Consider the following 18,064-nt stretch of genomic DNA (forward strand, 5'->3'; position numbering starts at 1 on the left):
TCTCGCGAGTTCGCGTTCGGATGTGCTACCGAAGCTGGCTGTCCTTGCTGCCCCGGCGGTTGACGCCGCCGGCCGGGCCCCGGCGCCGGTCGCGCTCGGCCTGGCAGGCCAGGCACAGCCGCACGCCGGGCACGGCCCGTCGCCGCGCCTCGGGGATCGGCTCGCCGCATTCGTCGCATTCATGGGCGCTCTCGCCGCGGGGCAGGGCGCGGCGGGCGCGCTCGAGCTCGTCGCGGATGCTGTCGTCGATCTGCTGCTGTACGTCGCCGTCTTTCGACCAGCCGCCGGCCATGGGAAGGGCCCCCGATGCGTGTCGCTCGGCTCAGCCTGGCAGATCGGGGCACGGGACGCCATACCCCGAAACGCGAGACCCCGGCCGGAGCCGGGGTCGGGAGGGGGCGCGTGCGCTCTCGGGTCAGAGCACCGCGGCGATGCTGGCGTGGGCCACCTGGGCGTCCTGGTCGGCCTTGACGCCGGAGACCCCCACGGCGCCGATCACCCGACCGTCGACGACGACCGGCACGCCGCCTTCCATCAGCCCCTGCAGGGGCGCGGAGAGGAAGGCGTTGCGCCCGCCGTTGATCATCTCCTCGAAGACCTGGGTCTCCTTGTGGCTCAGCGCGGCGCTGCGGGCCTTCTGGGCGCTGATCATGGCGGTCATGGGCGCCGCGCCGTCGAGGCGGCGCAGCCCCAGCAGCTCACCGCTGTCGTCGGTGACCGAGATGGCGACGTTCCAGTGGTGGGTTTCGGCCTCACGCTGGGCGGCGTCGAGGATGGCGTTGACTTCCGCGAGTCCGAGGATGGCTTTGGTCTGCATGGCATGCTCCTTGGTTTGGATTTGGGATAGAGCAGGGAGTCCCCGGGCCGGCAGCCCGGGGGGAGAAGCGATTCCTTGGCGACCAGGCCCCCGTCGAACTCGATGGCATCATCGTGTCTCGATCACTCCAGGGCCGCGTCGACGATCTCGATCCAGTGGCGCACCTCGGTCCGCCCGGCGCCGCCCAGGATGGGGCTGGCAGCTGAATGCATGAGCGCGGTGGCGATCGCTTGCGAGCCTCATGACAGGGCCGCGTCGACGATCTCGATCCAGTGGCGCACCTCGGTCCGCCCGGCGCTGCCCGGGATGGGGCTGGCAGCTGAATGCATGAGCGCGGTGGCGATCGCTTGCGAGCCTCATGACAGGGCCTCGTCGACGATCTCGATCCAGTGGCGCACCTCGGTCCGCCCGGCGCTGCCCAGATGGGTCTGGCACCCGATGTTGGCCGTGGCGATCACCTCCGGCTCGCCGGCTTCCAGGGCGTCGAGCTTGTCGTCGCGCAGCCGGGTCGCCAGCTCCGGCTGGGTCACCGAGTAGGTGCCCGCCGAGCCGCAGCACAGATGCGGGTTCTGGACCGGCGTCAGCGCGAAGCCGAGCCGGGTGAGCACGCCCTCCACCGCGCCGCCGAGCTTCTGGGCGTGCTGCAGGGTGCAGGGACAGTGGAACGCCAGGCGCCGCTCGGGCCGCGCGTCCAGTGCCCCGAGGTCCTCGTCGCGCAGCACCTCCACCAGGTCGCGGGCCAGCTCGCTGACCCGGGCGGCCTTGTCGGCGTAGGCCGGATCGTCGGCCAGGATGTCGGCGTATTCCTTGACGAAGGCGCCGCAGCCGCTGGCGGTCTGGACGATGGCCTCGCAGCCGGCCTCGATGTGCGGCCACCAGGCGTCGATATTGGCCCGCGCCCGGGCCCTTCCGGCGTCCTGGGCGTCCAGGTGGAAGTCCACGGCGCCGCAGCAGCCGGCCTCCGGGGCCGGGGTCAGGCCGATGCCCAGCCGGTCCAGCACCCGGGCGGTGGCGGCGTTGGTGTTGGGCGAGAGCCCGGGCTGCACGCAGCCCTCGAGGATCAGCATCTGCCGGGCATGCCGGCGTCCCTCGGGGCGGGCGCCGGCATCCACCGGGGCGGGCGGCATCTTGGCCTTGAGCGGACCCGGCACCAGCGGCCGGAAGGTCAGGCCGATCTTGAGCAGCGCCTTGAAGCGCGCGGGCTCCACCAGGGCCTTGCGCAGGGCGAAGCGGAAGGCCCTTTCGGGAGCCTTGCGCGGCAGGCGGCGCTCGAGCTCGGCGCGGCCGATGTCGAGCAGCTTGTGATACTCGACCCCGGAGGGGCAGGTGGTCTCGCAGTTGCGGCAGCTCAGGCAGCGATCCAGGTGCAGCCGGGTCTCACTGGTGATGTCGGCGCGCTCTTCGCGATCCTCGAGCAGCGCCTTCATCAGGTAGATGCGCCCGCGGGGGCCGTCCCGCTCGTCGCCCAGCAGCCGGTAGGTGGGGCAGGTGGCGTTGCAGAAGCCGCAGTGCACGCAGGTGCGCAGCACCCGGTCCGCCTCGCGGAGATGCGGTTGCTGGAGGTCCTCGTCGGTGAAGTGCGTCTGCATGTTATAGCCCCCCGTAGAGTCGTCCGGGGTTGAAGATCCCGTTCGGGTCCAGCTGGGCCTTGAGGCGGCGATGGACCTCGGCCAGCCCCGGTGCCAGCGGCGTGAAGGGCTCGGCGGCGCCGGGCGTCAGGCAGCTGGCGTGGCCGTCGGCCCGGGCGACGGCGTCGCGCAGGGTCGCGGCGTCGAGGTCGCAGCGCAGCCAGCGCTGGGCGCCGCCCCAGTCGTGGAGCATCGCCTCCTCGTCGATCCCGGGCAGCGCCAGGGTGGCCCGCGGCGGCACGGAGAGGCGCCACAGCGGGCGCGCGTCCGCGGCGTCGAGGTGCGGCAGGCGCAGCTCGCGCAGGGCGTCCCAGTAGCCGTCGTCCAGGGCTTCGCCGCCCAGGGCCGCCCGGGTGTCGGCGACCGAGCCGCGGCCGCCCTCCAGGCGCAGGTGGAGGGCGCCGTCCTGCCAGGCGGCGGCGGTGATCGGCCAGGGACGGCGTCCCCACTCGGCCAGCCGGCGGCGCGCCTCGTCCAGGGGCAGGGCCAGGCGCAGGCTCTGGCGGGCGGCGGGCCGGGGCAGGACCTTGAGCGAGACCTCGGCGATCAGGCCCAGGGCGCCCTGGGCGCCGACCATCAGCCGCGACAGGTCGTAGCCGGCCACGTTCTTCATCACCTCGCCGCCGAAGCGCAGGGATTCGCCGTGGCGGTCGATCAGGCGGACGCCGAGCACGAAGTCGCGCACCGCGCCGGCCCAGGGGCGCCGGGGCCCGGACAGGCCGGCGGCGACCATGCCGCCCACCGTGGCGTCCTCGCCGAAGTGCGGCGGCTCGAAGGGCAGCATCTGGCCCTGTTCGGCCAGCGTCGCCTCGAGCTCGGCCAGGGGGGTGCCGGCGCGCGCCGAGACGATCAGCTCCACCGGGTCGTAGCGGGTGATGCCGCGATGCTCGCGGGTGGAGAGCGTGTCGCCCTCGACGGGGCGGCCGTAGAAGGCCTTGGTGTCGCCGCCGACGATGCGCAGCGGCGTGCCGTCGGCGTCGGCCTGGCGCAGGCGTTCGCCGAGGGCCTGGGTGACGTCCCGATCCGGGAGCGTCTGGATCTGCTTGGCCATGATCACTCCTCAGAAACGGGGCAGGTCGGGATGCGGCAGCTTGCCGCCATGCACGTGCATGGCGCCGAACTCGGCGCAGCGCGCCAGGGTGGGGATGTTCTTGCCCGGGTTGAGCAGGCCCTCGGGGTCGAAGGCGGCCTTGACCGCATGGAAGGTCGCCAGCTCGTCGGGCCGGAACTGCACGCACATCTGGTTGATCTTCTCGCGGCCGACCCCGTGCTCGCCGGTGATCGAGCCGCCGGCCTCCACGCAGGCCTCGAGGATGCGCCCCCCCAGGGCCTCGGCGCGCTCCAGCTCGCCCTCGCGGTTGGCGTCGAAGAGGATCAGCGGATGCATGTTGCCGTCCCCGGCGTGGAAGACGTTGGCCACCTGGAGGCCGTACTCCTCGGCGAGCGCGGCGATGGTCGACAGCACGGCCGGCAGGGCCCGCCGCGGGATGGTGCCGTCCATGCAGTAGTAGTCCGGCGACATGCGGCCCACCGCGGGGAAGGCGTTCTTGCGTCCGGCCCAGAACAGCGCGCGCTCGGCCTCGTCACGGGCCTGGCGGACCTCGGTGGCGCCGGCGGCTTCCATCACCCGCCGGGCGCGTGCGCAGTCCTCGTCGACGTCGGCCTCCACCCCGTCCAGCTCGCAGAGCAGGATGGCCGCCGCCTCCACCGGGTAGCCGGCGTGGATGAAGTCCTCGGCGGCGCGGATGGCGAGGTTGTCCATCATCTCCAGCCCGCCGGGCACGATGCCGGCGGCGATGATGTCGCCCACCGCGCGACCGGCCTGCTCCACGTCGTCGAAGCTCGCCATCAGCACCTTGGCGGTCTCCGGCTGGGGCAGCAGCTTGACGGTGATCTCGGTGACCACCCCGAGCATGCCCTCGGAGCCGTTGATCAGCGCCAGCAGGTCGAAGCCCGGGGCGTCCAGGGCCTCGCCGCCGAGGACCAGGCGCTCGCCCTCCAGGGTCAGCAGCTCGACGCGGAGCACGTTGTGCACGGTGAGGCCGTACTTGAGGCAGTGCACGCCGCCGGCGTTCTCGGCCACGTTGCCGCCGATCGAGCAGGCGATCTGGGAGGAGGGGTCCGGGGCATAGTAGAGCCCGAAGGGCGCGGCGGCCTCGGAGATGGCCAGGTTGCGCACGCCGGGCTGGACCCGGGCGGTGCGGGCCTCGGGGTCCAGCGCGAGGATGCGGTCGAAGCGGGACATGACCAGCAGCACGCCCTGCTCCAGTGGCAGGGCGCCGCCGGAGAGGCCGGTGCCGGCGCCCCGGGTGACCACCGGCACGCCGAGCGCCCGACAGCGCTCGAGCAGGATCTTCACCTGGTCCAGGTCGTCGGGCAGGGCGACCAGCATGGGCAGGATGCGATAGGCGGAGAGACCGTCGCACTCGAAGGGGCGCAGGTCTTCCTCGCGGTGCAGCAGCGTCAACCCGGGCGCGGATTGCTGCAGGTCGTCGAGCACCGCCGCCTTGTCCTGGCGGGGCAGCTCGCCGTCGAGTCGCGCGTCGTAGTGGATGTTCATGGCGGCTCCGGGAACGGGAAGGCATCCGTTGGTTCGATGTTATGGAAGTGTTTTCCATAAATCTATGGAAAAAATTTCCGTTTTTTCGGCGGCGCAGCGGCCTTCTTGCTGCGCCAGCCCGGATCGGCCGGCTGGCGGGCCTGTGGCGCCCGACGCTGCGACAATACGCCGCGACGTCCCGGCCGAGGCTTCGGGCTGCGTTTACCTTAGGTCGTGGCCCGCCGTTCGGTCATCACTGGGAAATTGGTCTGGCCAATGCCGGCGCGGCGCCCGTCCCGGCCGGCGAACCGGCAGGGCCCGGTAATTCAAGGGGCTGCAGGAGCTCGGGGCAGGGGCCCCGCCGGCCGTCGGGGGGAACGAATTAGACCAATGGACAGGGGCGAGGGACGGCTCGGTCATGGCAGGGCCGGCGCCGGCCTGCCACCATCGGGGCTTTCCCGACGACCCAGGAGGCGACATGGCCCGGATTCTCTACGACCTCTGCGGCATCGACGAGCGGCTGCGCTTTTCCCCCTATTGCTGGCGGGTGCGCCTCGCCCTGGCCCACAAGGGGCTCGACGTGGAGACGCGGCCCTGGCGGTTTACCGACAAGGCGGCGCTGGCCTTCGCCGATCACGACCGGGTGCCGGTGCTGGTCGACGGCGACGAGGTGGTGACCGACAGCTATGCGATCCTGCGCTACCTGGACGCGACCTATCCCCGGGCGCCGCTGCTCGGCGAAGGCGCGGCGGAGGCCCGGGCGCGCTTCTTCAAGCACTATGCCGAGCGCGCCCTGGCGCCGGCGATGATGCGCACCATCATCATGGACCTGTTCAACGCCATCCATCCGGATGACCGGCCCTACTTCCGTGAGAGCCGCGAGCGGCGCTTCGGCCGGACCCTGGAGGAGTTCCACTCCCCGGCCAAGGGGCTCGCCCAGCTCGATGCGGCCCTGGCGCCGCTGCGCGGCCACCTGGACGAGGCGGAGTTCCTGGACGGCGCGGCCCCCGGGGGCGCCGACTACCTGGTGTTCGGCTTCTTCATGTGGGCCCGCTGCGTGTCCAGCGCCGACCTGGTGTCCAATGCCGACCCCGTCCATGCCTGGCGCGAGCGGATGCTCGACCAGCACGGCGGGCTGGGGCGCGAGGCGCCGAGGATCACCGATATCGCCGGCGCCTACCGCTGACGGCGCCGCCGCGGGCGCCGGGCGTTCGTCGCCTCAACCGTGCTCGGTGCCCAGCAGGCGCATGACCTCGTCGTCGTCGACCTGGCCGAAGTCGGCGAAGAACTGGCCCACCGCGGCGAAGGTCGGCGAGCAGGTCAGGCACACCACCTCGTCGGCCAGCGCCTCGAGCCGGGCCAGGGTGTCCGGCGGCGCCGCGCCGATGGCGGCGATCAGCCGTGCAGGGCCCCGCGGCCGCAGGCAGGCCAGCGCCATGGCCATGGTGGCGCCGGTGGCGCTGCCGTCGTCCACCACCACCACCACGCGGCCCCGGGGATCGAGGGGCGCCCGCACCGGCGTGTAGCGCCGGCGGCGCTCGGCGATCAGCGCCCGCTGGGTCTCGATCTCCCGGGACAGCGCCGCCTCCCCTGCATGTCGCGCCGTCTCCTCGAGCTGCACCTGGCCCTCCTCGCCGACCGCGCCGATGGCGTACTCCGGGTTGCCCGGCGCGCCGATCTTGCGCACCAGCACCACGTCCAGGTCGCCCTCCAGCTCGTCGGCGAGCAGCCGCCCCATGGGAACCCCGCCCCGTGGGATGGCCAGGACCAGCGGGTGCTGCCCGTGCAGTGCCTCCAGCCGCCGCGCCAGGCGCTCGGCGGCATCCAGCCGGTCGCGAAACATGGCAAGCCTCCCGGGTCGCGTGCTCTGACTACCAGTCTAGGCGGTGGGGGGCGTGAATTCCGTCGCCGCCTTGATTGTATACAGTAAGCTCCATTATTGTTCGACAAGGATCCCGGTCTAACTGTATCCATTTGGCGGACAGGGAAGACAACGACAACACGGCATGCCCCTTCATTCCCCGCCCGCCCGCAGCAGGCCGCCGCCCGAGAGGGGTGCCTCGGCGGATCCCGGCTGCCCGGCCCCGCCGGCAGCATGACGCCACAACAACACCACACCCAATGGCCGATACCATGCAGACCAACGTCAATAACACCTCGATATTCGACTTCCATGGCAAGCCTCCCCTTGCCAAGGCGCTCCCCATCTCCCTGCAGCACGTGCTGGCGATGATCGCCGGGGTCATCACCCCGCCGATCATCATCGCCGGGGTGGTGGGCGCCACGCCTCAGGAGAAGCTGCTGCTGATCCAGATCGCGGTGCTCGCCTCGGGCATCTGCACGCTCTTCCACCTCTACGGGGTCTGGAAGTTCGGCGCCCGGTTGCCGGCGATCTTCGGCGTGGGCTTCGCCTATGTGCCGACCCTGATCGCCGTGGGCGGCCAGTTCGGCATCGAGGGCATCCTCGGCGCCCAGCTGATCGGCGGCATCACCATGATGGTGGTGGGCTACTTCATCCAGTACATCCGCCACCTCTTCCCGCCGGTGGTGGCCGGCACCGTGGTGCTGGTCATCGGCCTGTCGCTGTATGACATCGCCATCCGCTACATCGCCGGCAGCGGCAACGTCAACGCGCCCAACTTCGGCGAGCTGCAGAACTGGGGCGTGGGCCTGGTGACCCTGGTCACCGTGCTGCTGGCCTCCCAGTTCGGCCGCGGCGTGGTCAAGCTGTCGGCGATCATCGTCGGCATCCTGGTCGGCTACCTGATCGCGCTGCCGCTGGGCATGGTCGACTTCAGCAGCGTGGCCAGCGCCCAGTGGATCGCCGTGCCCCGGGTGATGCCGTTCGAGATGGAGTTCCACTCCGCGGCCATCGTCTCGATGGTGGTGATCTGCGTGATCAACTCGGTGCAGACCATCGGCGACCTGTCGGCGACCAGCGTGGCCGGCATGAACCGCGAGCTGAAAACCAAGGAGCTGACCGGCGGGCTGCTCGGCAACGGCCTGACCACCGCGGCGAGCTCCTTCTTCGGCGCCCTGCCGACCTCCACCTTCAGCCAGAACGTGGGCATCGTGGCCATGACCAAGGTGATCAGCCGCTACGTGCTGGCGATCGCCGGGATCTTCATGCTGCTGGCCGGCCTGAGTCCGAAGTTCGGCGCCATCATGACCACCATTCCCTATCCGGTGCTGGGCGGGGCGACCATCACGGTGTTCGGCATGATCACCATGACCGGCATCCAGCTGCTCACCAAGGACGAGATGTCGGCGCGCAACATGACCATCGTCGGCCTGGCCCTGGCGCTGAGCCTGGGGATCTCGGCGGTGCCGTCGGCCATCGCGCAGTTCCCCGAGACCCTGCAGAACGTGATCGGCGGGGCGCCGATCGTGGTCGCGGCCATTACCGCCTTCGTGCTCAACCTGGTGCTGCCGCGCAAGTCCCTGGCGGACGAGGCCCGCGAGCGCGAGGAGATCGCTGAGGCGGATGCCGAGGAAACCGCCGGCGACACCGGCCTCAAGGCCGAGAAGTAAGTCGGCGGGGCGAAAGGCCCGTCCCGCGAACCGAAAAAAAGCGCTGCCGGGCTCGCCCGGCAGCGCTTTCGCGTGGGGGGACCGGGATCAGGCGGCGCGGTCCTCCAGGCGGAAGGCGGCGATGCGGTTGATCTGGGCGATGGCGGTGCGGCGCTCCTCGGCCGGGTCGTTCTTCAGGCGCTCCTCGAAGGCCGCCAGGATGACGTGGCGATCGCTGCCCTTGACCGCCATCACGAAGGGGAAGCCGAAGCGCTCCTTGTAGGCGGCGTTGAGGCGCTCGAAGCGGGCCATCTCCTCGGGGGTGCACTGATCGAGCCCGGCGCCGGCCTGCTCGCGGGTGGAGTCGTCGGTCAGCTCGCCGGCCACGGCGGCCTTGCCGGCCAGGTCCGGGTGGGCGCGGATCACCTCAAGCTGGCGCTCGGGGTCGGCCTCGCTCAGCACGCGGCCCATGGCCGTGGCCAGGCCATCCGGGGTGTCCTGCTCCGGGCCCAGGCCCCGCTGCCAGGCGAGTTCGGCCACCCAGGGCGAGTGCTCGTAGATGTCGCCGAACTGTTCGACGAAGGCGGCCTGGTCCAGCTGGCTGGGCCGGGGGGAAAGCGTCTTGTGGCTCATGGGGATCTCCTTGTGGTGCGGATGAGCGAGTGACATCGGAGTTGTCAGGGTAGCGATAAAACTGTATACAATAAAGTCTTTGAAATGTACTCTCTTTAGAGCTACAACTGTTCTTTAACGGACGCGCTCGTCCCCTGACCCGCGAGCGTACTCGAAGCATGACACTCCCGCCGGCGACGCGCCCGGCATCGATGACAAGAGGAGAAGATGATGGGCTATCTCACCACTCACGTGCTGGATACCGCCCTCGGCCTGCCGGGCGAGGGCATCCGCATCGAGGTCTATCGCCTGGAGGGCGGCGAGCGCCAGCGGATCGCCGAGGTGGTCACCAACGATGACGGTCGCTGCGATGCCCCCATCCTGGAGGGTGAGGCCTTCACCGTCGGCGAGTACGAGCTGGTCTTCCATGCCGGCGAATACCTCGATCGCCACAACGTGGCCGGCGACAAGCCGCGCTTCCTCGACGTGATCCCGCTGCGCTTCGGCGTCGCCGATGCCGGCCAGCACTACCACGTGCCGCTGCTGCTGTCGCCGTACAGCTATTCCACCTACCGCGGCAGCTGAAGGGAACACCGATTTATTGCTGCGCTCGATATCCTGGCCGCCGGCGGTACTCGTACGCGAGCCCGGTCAACATCCTCATGTACCGCCCTGTAAACTCCGGTGTTGACTCGAAACCTGCGGTTTCTCGCCCCTGCGGGGCCGTCCTTCGGACGTTCTCTCCGCTTCGCTTCGAGCCCGTTCCGGCGGCGGCCAGCCTCTCATCGCTCGCGACATAAATCAGTCGTTCCCTTCTCGCCCAAATCGACATGACAACCGCATAATTCCAACGAGGCCTGACCGATGGAAGCCTATTTTCTGGACTTCGCCAACCTCCTGCTGAGGTGGTTGCACGTGATCGCCGCCGTGGCCTGGATCGGCGAATCGATCTACTTCGTGATGCTCGACAACAGCCTGCGTCCGCCCAAGGCGGCCGAGGACAAGCAGAAGGGCGTGTTCGGCGAGATGTGGGCCGTGCACGGCGGCGGCTTCTACCACAACCAGAAGTACGCCAGCGCCCCCGAAAAGCTGCCCGAGGACCTGCACTGGTCGTTCTGGAAGGCCTACACCACCTGGCTGTCGGGCTTCGGCCTGTTCGTGCTGCTGTACATGGCCAACCCGAGTTTCTACCTGGTCAATCCGGGCAGCAGCTGGGAGTGGGCCGCCAACCTGACCGGCTGGCAGGCCAACGTCGTGGCCCTGGTGTTCCTGCTGGGGGGCTGGGTCGTCTACAACGAGATGTGCAAGCGCATCAGCCCCAACATGGAGCGTGACGGCATCCTGAGTCTCGGCGTGGCCGTGATGATGGTGGTGGTCGCCTACCTGAGCACCCAGATCTTCGCCGGCCGCGCGGCCTTCCTGCTCACCGGCGCGGTGATGGCCACCGCCATGTCCGCCAACGTCTTCTTCTGGATCATCCCCGGCCAGCGCCGCATGGTGAAGGCCATGAAGGCCGGCGAGACGCCGAACCCCATCGACGGCAAGCGCGGCAAGCAGCGTTCGGTGCACAACACCTACTTCACGCTGCCGGTGGTGCTGCTGATGCTCAGCAACCACTACTCCTTCACCTACACCCACGAGCTGTCCTGGGTGATCATGGTGCTGTTCATCTTCGCCGGCGCCCTGATCCGCCAGTTCTTCGTGCTGATGCACGCCGGGCAGACCAAGCCGGCCTATCCGGCCGCCGGCGTCGCCCTGATCCTGGTGGCGATCTGGATCGGCGCGCCCGCCGGCAACAACGGGGGGGCCACCGCCAGCACCGAGTCCGCGGCGAGCGTCGAGGAGAGTGCCGACCAGCCCCTGGCCGCGGCTTCCCCGGCCGGCGAGGTGCATGCCATCATCGAGCAGCGCTGCGTGTCCTGCCATGCCCAGAACCCCGAGCACGAGGGCTTCGCGGCCGCGCCGGCGGGCGTGATCCTCGAGACCGAGGACCAGCTGCTGCGCCAGGCCGACCAGGTCAAGCAGGTGATCGCGAGCGGCTACATGCCGCTGGGCAACATCACCCAGATGACCGACGAGGAGCGCGCGACGGTCGCCGGCTGGAATCCCTGACCCCGGCCGCGCCCGCCGCGACCAACGCCGCCCGCCGTCCCCGGCGGGCGGCGTTCGTGTTTCCGGGGGAAAAGCGTATACAATAATTCCGTCGACGGGCTTTCAGGAGGTGAGCAATCCATGAACCAGCGTCAGGTCGTTTCCGAGCGCAAGGGCTCGGGCCGCCCCGGCAAGAACGGGGACGGCGCCGAGCGCCATGAGGCGATTCATCGCTCGATCAGCGATGCCATCATCGAGCATCGCCTCAAGCCCGGCGCCCGCCTGCGCGAGGATGCCCTGTCCGAGGTCTTCGGCATCAGCCGCACCGGAATCCGCAAGATCCTGCAGCGCCTGGCCCTGGAGCAGCTGGTCACCCTGACCCCGCGGCGCGGCGCCAGTGTGACCCGCCCTACCGCCGAGGAGGCCAAGGATGTCTTCGACGCTCGCCAGATGGTCGAGTGCGGCCTGATGCCCGAGGTCGCCCGGCGGATCACCGCCGCCGATCTCGAGGCCCTGCGTGACATGGCCGGCCGCGAGCGCCAGGCCCTGAAGGCCGGCGAGCAGAGCGCGGCGATCAAGCTGTCGGCGGCCTTCCACGGGCGCCTGGCCCACATCTCCGGCAATGCCACCCTGGCGGCCTTCGTCGAGCAGCTGTGCTCGCGCTCCTCGCTGATCCTGGCCGTCTACGGCAATGCCGGCCACCTGGGCTGCGAGTCCCACGATCACGACGACCTGCTCGGCTTCCTGGAGGGCGGCGACGGGGAGCGGGCGCGGGCCTTCATGAGCCGCCATCTCAAGGCCATCGAGGCCTCGCTGTCGATCCATGAGGAAGAGGAGGAGACGCCGGACCTCTACGAGATCTTCGCCGACTGATCGCCTCGGACCTGCCGTAACGACGCCGCCCCGGACCATGGTCCGGGGCGGCGTCGTTCGGGGCGGGGGTCAGGGCCGGGCGGCGACCGGCTCGCGGCGGGCCCGCATCAGCAGGTAGTAGAAGAGTCCGCCCAGGGCGGCGCCGATCAGCCAGGCGTAGCCGCCCAGGGCCTCCAGCGCCGGCACCCACACCGAGGAGATCGAGAACAGGGCGGCCAGGGCGAAGGCGCCGATGGCCCGCTTGTTCCAGCCCTTGAGGTAGTGGTAGGCCCCGTCGGGGTCGGCGGAGAACATGTCCTGGATGTTCAGGTGCTGGCGTTTCACCAGGTAGTAGTCGACCACGATGATGCCGTAGAAGGGGGCCACGACGGCGCCCAGGGCATTGACGAAGCCGGCGATGCCGATCTGGCTGATCACCGAGACCCACAGCGCGCCGACGAAGAAGGCCACCACGGCGGTGATCAGCCCGCCGATGCGGAAGCTGATCTTGCCCGGGAAGAGGTTGGCCAGGTCGTAGGCCGGCGGGATGAAGTTGGCGACCAGGTTGATGCCCACGGTGGCGGCGAAGAAGGTGATCGCGGCGATGATGGTCAGCGGCAGGGCGTCGACCCGCTCGATGATGTCCGAGGGGTTGGTCAGCGTCTCACCGAACAGCGCCAGGGTGCCGGCGGTGATGATCAGGGCGATGAAGGAGAAGAAGGCCACGTTGAGCGGCAGGCCCAGCAGGTTGCCGAGCTTCATCTGCTTCTCGCTCTTCACGAAGCGGGTGAAGTCGCCGAAGTTGATCACCACGGCGGCGAAGTAGGCGATCATGGTGCCGGTGATCGCCAGGAAGGCGGTCAGGGGGCTGCCTTCATACTCGCTGCTGCCGCTGAAGATGGTGCTCACCGCGGGCAGCAGGTCGCTGCCGGCCTGGAACCAGACGATGACCATCAGCGCCACCATCACCACGTAGACCATGGGACCGGCCCAGTTGAGGAAGTGCTTGATGCGGTCGATGCCCTGCCAGAACAGCGCCATCTGGAAGACCCAGACGATCACGAAGGACAGCCAGCCTACGGCGGACATGCCCAGCCAGGATCCGCCGGGGTCGCCGATGAGCGCGGTGATCAGCAGTGCCACCGCCGTGGAGGCGAAGTAGGTCTGCACCCCGTACCAGAAGATGCCGATGATGGCGCGCAGCATGGCCGGGAAGTTGGCGCCGCGCACGCCCATGCTGGCGCGGATCATCACCGGGAAGGGCACGCCGTACTTGACGCTCGGCTTGCCGGTCAGGTTGACCAGCCACATCACCACGAAGCCGGCGAGGATGATCGCCGCCATCACCGCCCAGCCGTTGAGGCCGTAGGAGATGAACAGCGAGGCCGCCAGGGTGTAGCCGAACAGGCTCTGGATGTCGTTGGACCAGACGTTGAAGATCTCGAACCAGCCCCAGTTGCGGTCGCGATGCTTGATCGGGGCCAGGTCCTCGTTGTAGAGGGTCGGGTCGCGGTGCTGGATCTCCAGCTCGTTTTCCATCATGGCGTTTGCCCGTCTTGTCGTTGTGGGAAAGGCCCTCCCGTCGAGGGAGGGCCCAGGGCCGGGGAGAGGGCATTCACCCTCAGTCTAGGGTCTCAGCTGCGGAACCGCTGGCAGGGGGCCCAGTGCTTCATCAGCAGGTAGTAGGTGAGGCCGGCCGGGATCAGGCTGGCGTACCAGGACACCGAGGAGAAGGTCAGGGCGACCACGGCGCCGGCGGCGGTGGCGATCAGCGCCGCCATGTTCACGCCGCGATAGGGGCCGTTCTCGTCGTAGAGCTTGCCGAGGTCCAGGGTGCGGCGGCGGATCAGGTAGTAGTCGACCACCAGGATGGCGAAGATCGGGCCCAGGAAGGCGGAGTAGGTCTGCACGAACAGCTGCAGGCCGGCGGCGGACTCGTCCTTGACCAGTTCCCAGGGGAAGGTGGCGAAGGCCAGCAGGCCGACGATCACGGTGGCGGTGCGGAACTTCAGCTTGAAGGCGTCCATCAGCACGTAGGTGGGCGGCACCACGTTGTTGAGCACGTTGGTGGTGACCTGGGCGAAGGCGATGAACAGCAGGGTGGTCATCAGCAGCGGGGTGTTGTCCACGGCGTTGGAGAACACCTTGATGGGATCGGCCACGCCGGTGGCCTCGGAGACCATGTAACCGATCAGGCCCATGAACAGGGTGCAGGGCAGGATGGACATGGCGTAGATGGTGGTCAGCAGGCCCGGGCCGGTGCCCTCCTTGTGCTCGCGGGCGTAGTCGCTGACGTTGAGCATCATGGTGCTGTAGATGCCCAGGAACAGCATGGTGGCGCCCCAGAAGGGCAGGCCCCAGGAGCCATCCATGGTCAGCATGCTGGCGGAGAGCTCGTCGCCGTAGCGCTGGATGGTGCTGTAGAACATGTAGACCAGCGAGCCCAGGATGAAGGCGCTGCCCACGTTCTCGAGCCACTTGATGCCCTGGAAGCCCAGCACCGAGAGGGCGATCTGCAGCAGCTGGAAGGTGATGAAGTAGAAGATCAGGTTGTCGAAGCCGAACAGGGTCGCCGAGACCATGTTCAGGGCGCCGGCGCCGATCCAGCTCTGGAAGCCGTACCAGACGATCGCCGGCACGGCCCGCACCAGCCCCGGCAGGCGGGTGCCGGAGAAGCCGAAGGCGCTGCGCGCCTGGACCATGAAGGGAATGCCGTACTTGTAGCCGGCAGCCCCGTTCAGCGCCAGGGCGATGCCGATCACGAAGCAGCCGATGGCGATGGCCAGGGTGGCCTGGACCAGGTTCAGCGTGCCCACCACGCTGGAGCCCATGGTGAAGGTGCCGATGGAGACGCAGCCGCCGAACCAGGCGAGCAGGTAGGAGGTGCGCCCCATGATGCGCGTCTTCTGCGGCGCCAGCGACTCGTTGCCGGCGGCCTTGGTGTCGTGGGGGCTGTCGTGGATCACCCCGGTATCTTCACCGGGAGCGGTGCGGGAAGTCGAGAGGGTCATGATGCCGTCCTCGCAAGGTGGTGCATTGGTTGTGGTTGTAGTCCGGCGCCTTCAGGCGACGGGGACGCTTGCGGTGCGCTCTGCTCGACGAGCGCCTCGGGAAACGGGAATCAGCGCAGACCGGCGCCGTGGGACAGGTGTTCGAAGCGGCCGGTGAAGGCTTTGGGGCGCGGGAAGGCCAGGTCGCCGACCTTGCTGGTGCCGAGCCCCAGGCCGGCCAGGGCCTCGGCCAGCTTGACCGCGGCGGTCACGCCCTCCACCACCGGCAGGCCCACGGCCTCGGCGATCTCGTCGGTGAGGTCGGCCATGCCACCGCAGCCCAGCACGATGGCGCCGATGCCGTCCTCGTCCCGGGCCCGGCGGCCCTCGCCGATGATCCGGTCGAGGGCGGCGTCGCCGTCGGCCTCCAGGTCGAGCACCGGGATCTCGGCGGCGCGCACCCGGCGGCAATGGTGGCGGAAGCCGTACTGGTCCAGCAGGTGCTCGGCGATGATGCCGGTGCGGCCCAGGGTGGTGACCACCGAGAAGCGGGTGCTGATCAGCGCCGCCATGTGGAAGGCGGCCTCGGCGATGCCGATCACCGGGGCCCGGGTCAGTTCCCGGGCGGCCAGCAGGCCGGGATCGCCGAAGCAGGCGATGATATAGGCATCCACCCCCTGGCGCTCGCCGGCCATGACCTCCTCGAGCACGCCCACGGCGCTGATCGCCTCGTCGAAGTGGCTCTCGATGGAGACCGGGCCGTGGGCCGGCTGGGTCGCGCTGATGCGGGTGTCGGGGGCGGCGATGCCCTGGGCGGCCGTGGCGATGGTGTCGGTCATGCCGCGGGTGGTGTTGGGGTTGATGACGTGGATTTGCATGGGGCGCTCCCGGCGGGGTTGTTTTTGTGAACAAAGAAAAACCTCTTTGTACACAAAGTAGTCGCGATCCTCGCCGGAAATCAAGGCGGATCCTCCCCGGCGTCATGATTGTATTGCCTTTTAAATCAGTGTGTTAAGAAAATACTAAGGAAAATTTATTGGCGACATTTTATGTATACAATATTTATTGGCTATTCCGCGGCCTTAATTGGAGACATTGATTAGATTAAAGTGTATACATTTTTGGGGTTCCCGGCGCATGGACCGCCGTTACTCGGGGGATGCGGCGGTACGATGGGGCGAATGTCCCGGGCGACGCCGGGGAGATCCGGAGCGGGGGATTGATTTTTTGTATACAAGGTACGAGTCTGAAGGTCTCGAGGGGGAGAGCCCATGCGCCTGCTGATGCTCAACGGCAATACCAATGCCGCCATGACCGACTGGATGGCCGCGCGAGCCCGGGCCTTCTATGGCGATGCGGTCGAGGTATGCGCGGACACCGCGCCCCGGGGCGTGCCCTACATCGCCTCACGCCGCGACTGTGCGCTGGCCGGCGGCGCCCTGGTGGCCCGCCTCGAGGCCCGGCCGGCGGACGACCATGACGGTCTCCTCCTGGCCTGCTTCGGCGAGCCCGGGCTGGCGGCGGTCCGCGAGGTCAGCCCGGTGCCGGTCACCGGCATGCTGGAGGCCTCGGTGCTGTGCGCCCTGCAGCTGGGCGCGCGCTTCTCGATCGTCACGCCGGGCCGGCGTTGGCCGAGGATGATCGAGGACGTCCTGCACGAGCTGGGGGCGAGTCGCCGTTGCCTGGGCATCACCTCGGTGGCGATCGAGGACCTGGCGCTGCCGGCGCAGCGCGATGCGGCCCGGCGACGGGCCCAGGCGGCCGTGGACGAGCAGGCGGCGTCCCTGGCGCCGGATGTGATCATCGTCGGCGGTGCCGCCCTGGCCGGGCTGGCGCGAGAGCTGGCGGCGCCGACGGGCCTGCGGCTGGTGGATTCGCTGGACGCCGCCCTGGCCCAGAGCCTGGCCCTGATGCGGCTCGCCGGCTGACGCCCTCGGCGGCACGGGGGCGTCGCTTGAAAGCAAAGTGGGTACACCCTATTATGTAATTGTATACATTTATTGTCGCTCAGAATGGCGAGCCTTCGCCGTCGAGCGTCCGCAGAACAACAAGGAGGCTTCGCCATGACCTCAACGACAGGCCCTGACTATCCCCGCGATCTGATCGGCTACGGCCGCACCCCGCCCGAGGCCAAGTGGCCCGGCAAGGCGCGCATCGCCGTCCAGTTCGTGCTCAACTACGAGGAAGGCGGCGAGAACTGCGTGCTGCACGGCGACGAGGGCTCCGAGCAGTTCCTCTCCGAGATCATCGGCGCCGAGTCCTACCCCGATCGCCACCTGAGCATGGAGTCGATCTACGAGTACGGCTCCCGGGCCGGCGTGTGGCGCATCCTGCGCGAGTTCGAGCGTCGCGGCCTGCCGCTGACGGTGTTCGGCGTGGCCATGGCGCTGGAGCGCAACCCCGAGGTGGCCCAGGCGTTCAAGGAGCTGGGCCACGAGATCGCCTGTCACGGCTATCGCTGGATCCACTACCAGAAGGTGCCGGAAAGCGTCGAGCGCGAGCATATGCGCCGCGCCATTGAGATCTTCCAGTCGCTCTACGGCGAGAAGCCGCTCGGCTGGTACACCGGCCGCGACAGCCCCAACACCCGGCGCCTGGTGCTCGACGAGGGCAACTTCCTCTACGACAGCGACTACTACGGCGACGACCTGCCGTTCTGGACCCGCGAGGCGGACAGCCAGGGCCGCGAGCACAGCCACCTGGTGGTGCCCTATACCCTGGACACCAACGACATGCGCTTCGCCGCGCCCCAGGGCTTCAACACCGCGGATCACTTCTTCACCTACCTGCGCGACGCCTTCGACGTGCTCTACGCGGAAGGCGAGGACACCCCGAAGATGCTGTCCGTGGGCATGCACTGCCGGCTGCTGGGCCGTCCGGGCCGCTTCCGCGCCCTGCAGCGCTTCCTCGACCACATCGAGGCCCATGACCGCGTCTGGGTGACCCGCCGCGTGGACATCGCCCGTCACTGGGCCGAGCACCACCCGGCATCCTGATGCCGCCATGCCGACAGCCCGGGGCGGGC

Annotated in this window: 17 protein-coding genes; 7 read left to right on the top strand and 10 right to left on the bottom strand. The window is 69.0% G+C overall.

All coding sequences use genetic code 11. The features are described from left to right. Nucleotides 1-25 precede the first annotated feature (25 nt). From QC818_RS01395 to glcD, 5 genes are all read right to left on the bottom strand, one after another. Nucleotides 26-292, bottom strand: coding sequence for a DksA/TraR family C4-type zinc finger protein (locus QC818_RS01395; protein ID WP_309651038.1), 267 nt, complete (start codon nucleotides 290-292; stop codon nucleotides 26-28). Between the two features lie 123 nt (nucleotides 293-415). Then, nucleotides 416-817, bottom strand: coding sequence for a heme-binding protein (locus QC818_RS01400; protein ID WP_309651039.1), 402 nt, complete (start codon nucleotides 815-817; stop codon nucleotides 416-418). A 356-nt stretch (nucleotides 818-1,173) separates the two neighbouring features. Next, nucleotides 1,174-2,406 carry a glycolate oxidase subunit GlcF gene (gene glcF, locus QC818_RS01405; protein WP_309651040.1) on the bottom strand — a complete coding sequence of 411 codons (1,233 nt, stop codon included), beginning with the start codon at nucleotides 2,404-2,406 and terminating at the stop codon, nucleotides 1,174-1,176. Between the two features lies 1 nt (nucleotide 2,407). Beyond that, nucleotides 2,408-3,496, bottom strand: coding sequence for a glycolate oxidase subunit GlcE (gene glcE / locus QC818_RS01410; protein WP_309651041.1), 1,089 nt, complete (start codon nucleotides 3,494-3,496; stop codon nucleotides 2,408-2,410). Between the two features lie 9 nt (nucleotides 3,497-3,505). Continuing rightward, nucleotides 3,506-5,005: a glycolate oxidase subunit GlcD gene (glcD, locus tag QC818_RS01415; protein WP_309651042.1), complete on the bottom strand. Its 1,500-nt coding sequence runs from the start codon at nucleotides 5,003-5,005 to the stop codon at nucleotides 3,506-3,508. Between the two features lie 457 nt (nucleotides 5,006-5,462). Between glcD and QC818_RS01420 the strand changes: the two genes are divergently transcribed. After that, on the top strand, nucleotides 5,463-6,170 hold the full coding sequence (locus QC818_RS01420; RefSeq protein ID WP_309651043.1) for a glutathione S-transferase family protein: 708 nt from the start codon (nucleotides 5,463-5,465) through the stop codon (nucleotides 6,168-6,170). Nucleotides 6,171-6,203: 33 nt separating this feature from the next. On the opposite strand, the gene QC818_RS01425 is transcribed toward QC818_RS01420, so the two are convergent. After that, the gene (locus QC818_RS01425) at nucleotides 6,204-6,827 is read right to left on the bottom strand and encodes a phosphoribosyltransferase (RefSeq protein WP_309651044.1); all 624 of its coding nucleotides are present in this window, start codon (nucleotides 6,825-6,827) and stop codon (nucleotides 6,204-6,206) included. 278 nt (nucleotides 6,828-7,105) lie between these two features. On the opposite strand from QC818_RS01425, the gene QC818_RS01430 reads away from it, so the two are divergent. After that, nucleotides 7,106-8,515: a uracil-xanthine permease family protein gene (locus QC818_RS01430; RefSeq protein ID WP_309651045.1), complete on the top strand. Its 1,410-nt coding sequence runs from the start codon at nucleotides 7,106-7,108 to the stop codon at nucleotides 8,513-8,515. A gap of 87 nt (nucleotides 8,516-8,602) precedes the next feature. Here QC818_RS01430 and uraD read toward each other — a convergent pair whose 3' ends face one another. After that, nucleotides 8,603-9,127, bottom strand: a complete 525-nt coding sequence (gene uraD / locus QC818_RS01435; protein WP_309651046.1) for a 2-oxo-4-hydroxy-4-carboxy-5-ureidoimidazoline decarboxylase — start codon at nucleotides 9,125-9,127, stop codon at nucleotides 8,603-8,605. Nucleotides 9,128-9,337: 210 nt separating this feature from the next. Between uraD and uraH the strand changes: the two genes are divergently transcribed. The 3 genes from uraH (at nucleotide 9,338) to QC818_RS01450 (ending at nucleotide 12,070) form a co-directional block, all read left to right on the top strand. After that, the gene (gene uraH, locus QC818_RS01440; RefSeq protein ID WP_309651190.1) at nucleotides 9,338-9,691 is read left to right on the top strand and encodes a hydroxyisourate hydrolase; all 354 of its coding nucleotides are present in this window, start codon (nucleotides 9,338-9,340) and stop codon (nucleotides 9,689-9,691) included. 279 nt (nucleotides 9,692-9,970) lie between these two features. Next, complete coding sequence (locus QC818_RS01445; protein WP_309651047.1) at nucleotides 9,971-11,218, top strand: urate hydroxylase PuuD; 1,248 nt, start codon at nucleotides 9,971-9,973, stop codon at nucleotides 11,216-11,218. 120 nt (nucleotides 11,219-11,338) lie between these two features. Continuing rightward, nucleotides 11,339-12,070, top strand: a complete 732-nt coding sequence (locus QC818_RS01450; protein WP_309651048.1) for a GntR family transcriptional regulator — start codon at nucleotides 11,339-11,341, stop codon at nucleotides 12,068-12,070. A gap of 69 nt (nucleotides 12,071-12,139) precedes the next feature. Here QC818_RS01450 and QC818_RS01455 read toward each other — a convergent pair whose 3' ends face one another. From QC818_RS01455 to QC818_RS01465, 3 genes are all read right to left on the bottom strand, one after another. Further along, nucleotides 12,140-13,591: an NCS1 family nucleobase:cation symporter-1 gene (locus tag QC818_RS01455; RefSeq protein WP_309651049.1), complete on the bottom strand. Its 1,452-nt coding sequence runs from the start codon at nucleotides 13,589-13,591 to the stop codon at nucleotides 12,140-12,142. 92 nt (nucleotides 13,592-13,683) lie between these two features. Further along, on the bottom strand, nucleotides 13,684-15,060 hold the full coding sequence (locus QC818_RS01460; protein WP_309651050.1) for an NCS1 family transporter: 1,377 nt from the start codon (nucleotides 15,058-15,060) through the stop codon (nucleotides 13,684-13,686). A gap of 110 nt (nucleotides 15,061-15,170) precedes the next feature. Further along, nucleotides 15,171-15,917 carry an aspartate/glutamate racemase family protein gene (locus QC818_RS01465; RefSeq protein ID WP_309651051.1) on the bottom strand — a complete coding sequence of 249 codons (747 nt, stop codon included), beginning with the start codon at nucleotides 15,915-15,917 and terminating at the stop codon, nucleotides 15,171-15,173. A 393-nt stretch (nucleotides 15,918-16,310) separates the two neighbouring features. Between QC818_RS01465 and QC818_RS01470 the strand changes: the two genes are divergently transcribed. Both QC818_RS01470 and puuE read left to right on the top strand, forming a co-directional pair. Further along, nucleotides 16,311-16,967 (top strand): aspartate/glutamate racemase family protein, encoded by a 657-nt coding sequence (locus QC818_RS01470; protein WP_309651052.1) that lies wholly within the window; start codon nucleotides 16,311-16,313, stop codon nucleotides 16,965-16,967. 135 nt (nucleotides 16,968-17,102) lie between these two features. Then, nucleotides 17,103-18,035, top strand: coding sequence for an allantoinase PuuE (puuE, locus tag QC818_RS01475; RefSeq protein WP_309651053.1), 933 nt, complete (start codon nucleotides 17,103-17,105; stop codon nucleotides 18,033-18,035). The last annotated feature ends 29 nt before the right edge of the window (nucleotides 18,036-18,064 follow it).

It is taken from the genome of Halomonas koreensis (genome assembly GCF_031451675.1).
GTDB classification, from domain to species: Bacteria; Pseudomonadota; Gammaproteobacteria; order Pseudomonadales; family Halomonadaceae; genus Halomonas; species Halomonas koreensis.

Bases quoted from the DNA above. Each gene is read 5' to 3' on its own strand.
- QC818_RS01395 (WP_309651038.1), bottom strand. From the start codon at position 292: ATGGCCGGCGGCTGGTCGAAAGACGGCGACGTACAGCAGCAGATCGAC.
- QC818_RS01400 (WP_309651039.1), bottom strand. From the start codon at position 817: ATGCAGACCAAAGCCATCCTCGGACTCGCGGAAGTCAACGCCATCCTC.
- glcF (WP_309651040.1), bottom strand. From the start codon at position 2,406: ATGCAGACGCACTTCACCGACGAGGACCTCCAGCAACCGCATCTCCGC.
- glcE (WP_309651041.1), bottom strand. From the start codon at position 3,496: ATGGCCAAGCAGATCCAGACGCTCCCGGATCGGGACGTCACCCAGGCC.
- glcD (WP_309651042.1), bottom strand. From the start codon at position 5,005: ATGAACATCCACTACGACGCGCGACTCGACGGCGAGCTGCCCCGCCAG.
- QC818_RS01420 (WP_309651043.1), top strand. From the start codon at position 5,463: ATGGCCCGGATTCTCTACGACCTCTGCGGCATCGACGAGCGGCTGCGC.
- QC818_RS01425 (WP_309651044.1), bottom strand. From the start codon at position 6,827: ATGTTTCGCGACCGGCTGGATGCCGCCGAGCGCCTGGCGCGGCGGCTG.
- QC818_RS01430 (WP_309651045.1), top strand. From the start codon at position 7,106: ATGGCCGATACCATGCAGACCAACGTCAATAACACCTCGATATTCGAC.
- uraD (WP_309651046.1), bottom strand. From the start codon at position 9,127: ATGAGCCACAAGACGCTTTCCCCCCGGCCCAGCCAGCTGGACCAGGCC.
- uraH (WP_309651190.1), top strand. From the start codon at position 9,338: ATGGGCTATCTCACCACTCACGTGCTGGATACCGCCCTCGGCCTGCCG.
- QC818_RS01445 (WP_309651047.1), top strand. From the start codon at position 9,971: ATGGAAGCCTATTTTCTGGACTTCGCCAACCTCCTGCTGAGGTGGTTG.
- QC818_RS01450 (WP_309651048.1), top strand. From the start codon at position 11,339: ATGAACCAGCGTCAGGTCGTTTCCGAGCGCAAGGGCTCGGGCCGCCCC.
- QC818_RS01455 (WP_309651049.1), bottom strand. From the start codon at position 13,591: ATGATGGAAAACGAGCTGGAGATCCAGCACCGCGACCCGACCCTCTAC.
- QC818_RS01460 (WP_309651050.1), bottom strand. From the start codon at position 15,060: ATGACCCTCTCGACTTCCCGCACCGCTCCCGGTGAAGATACCGGGGTG.
- QC818_RS01465 (WP_309651051.1), bottom strand. From the start codon at position 15,917: ATGCAAATCCACGTCATCAACCCCAACACCACCCGCGGCATGACCGAC.
- QC818_RS01470 (WP_309651052.1), top strand. From the start codon at position 16,311: ATGCGCCTGCTGATGCTCAACGGCAATACCAATGCCGCCATGACCGAC.
- puuE (WP_309651053.1), top strand. From the start codon at position 17,103: ATGACCTCAACGACAGGCCCTGACTATCCCCGCGATCTGATCGGCTAC.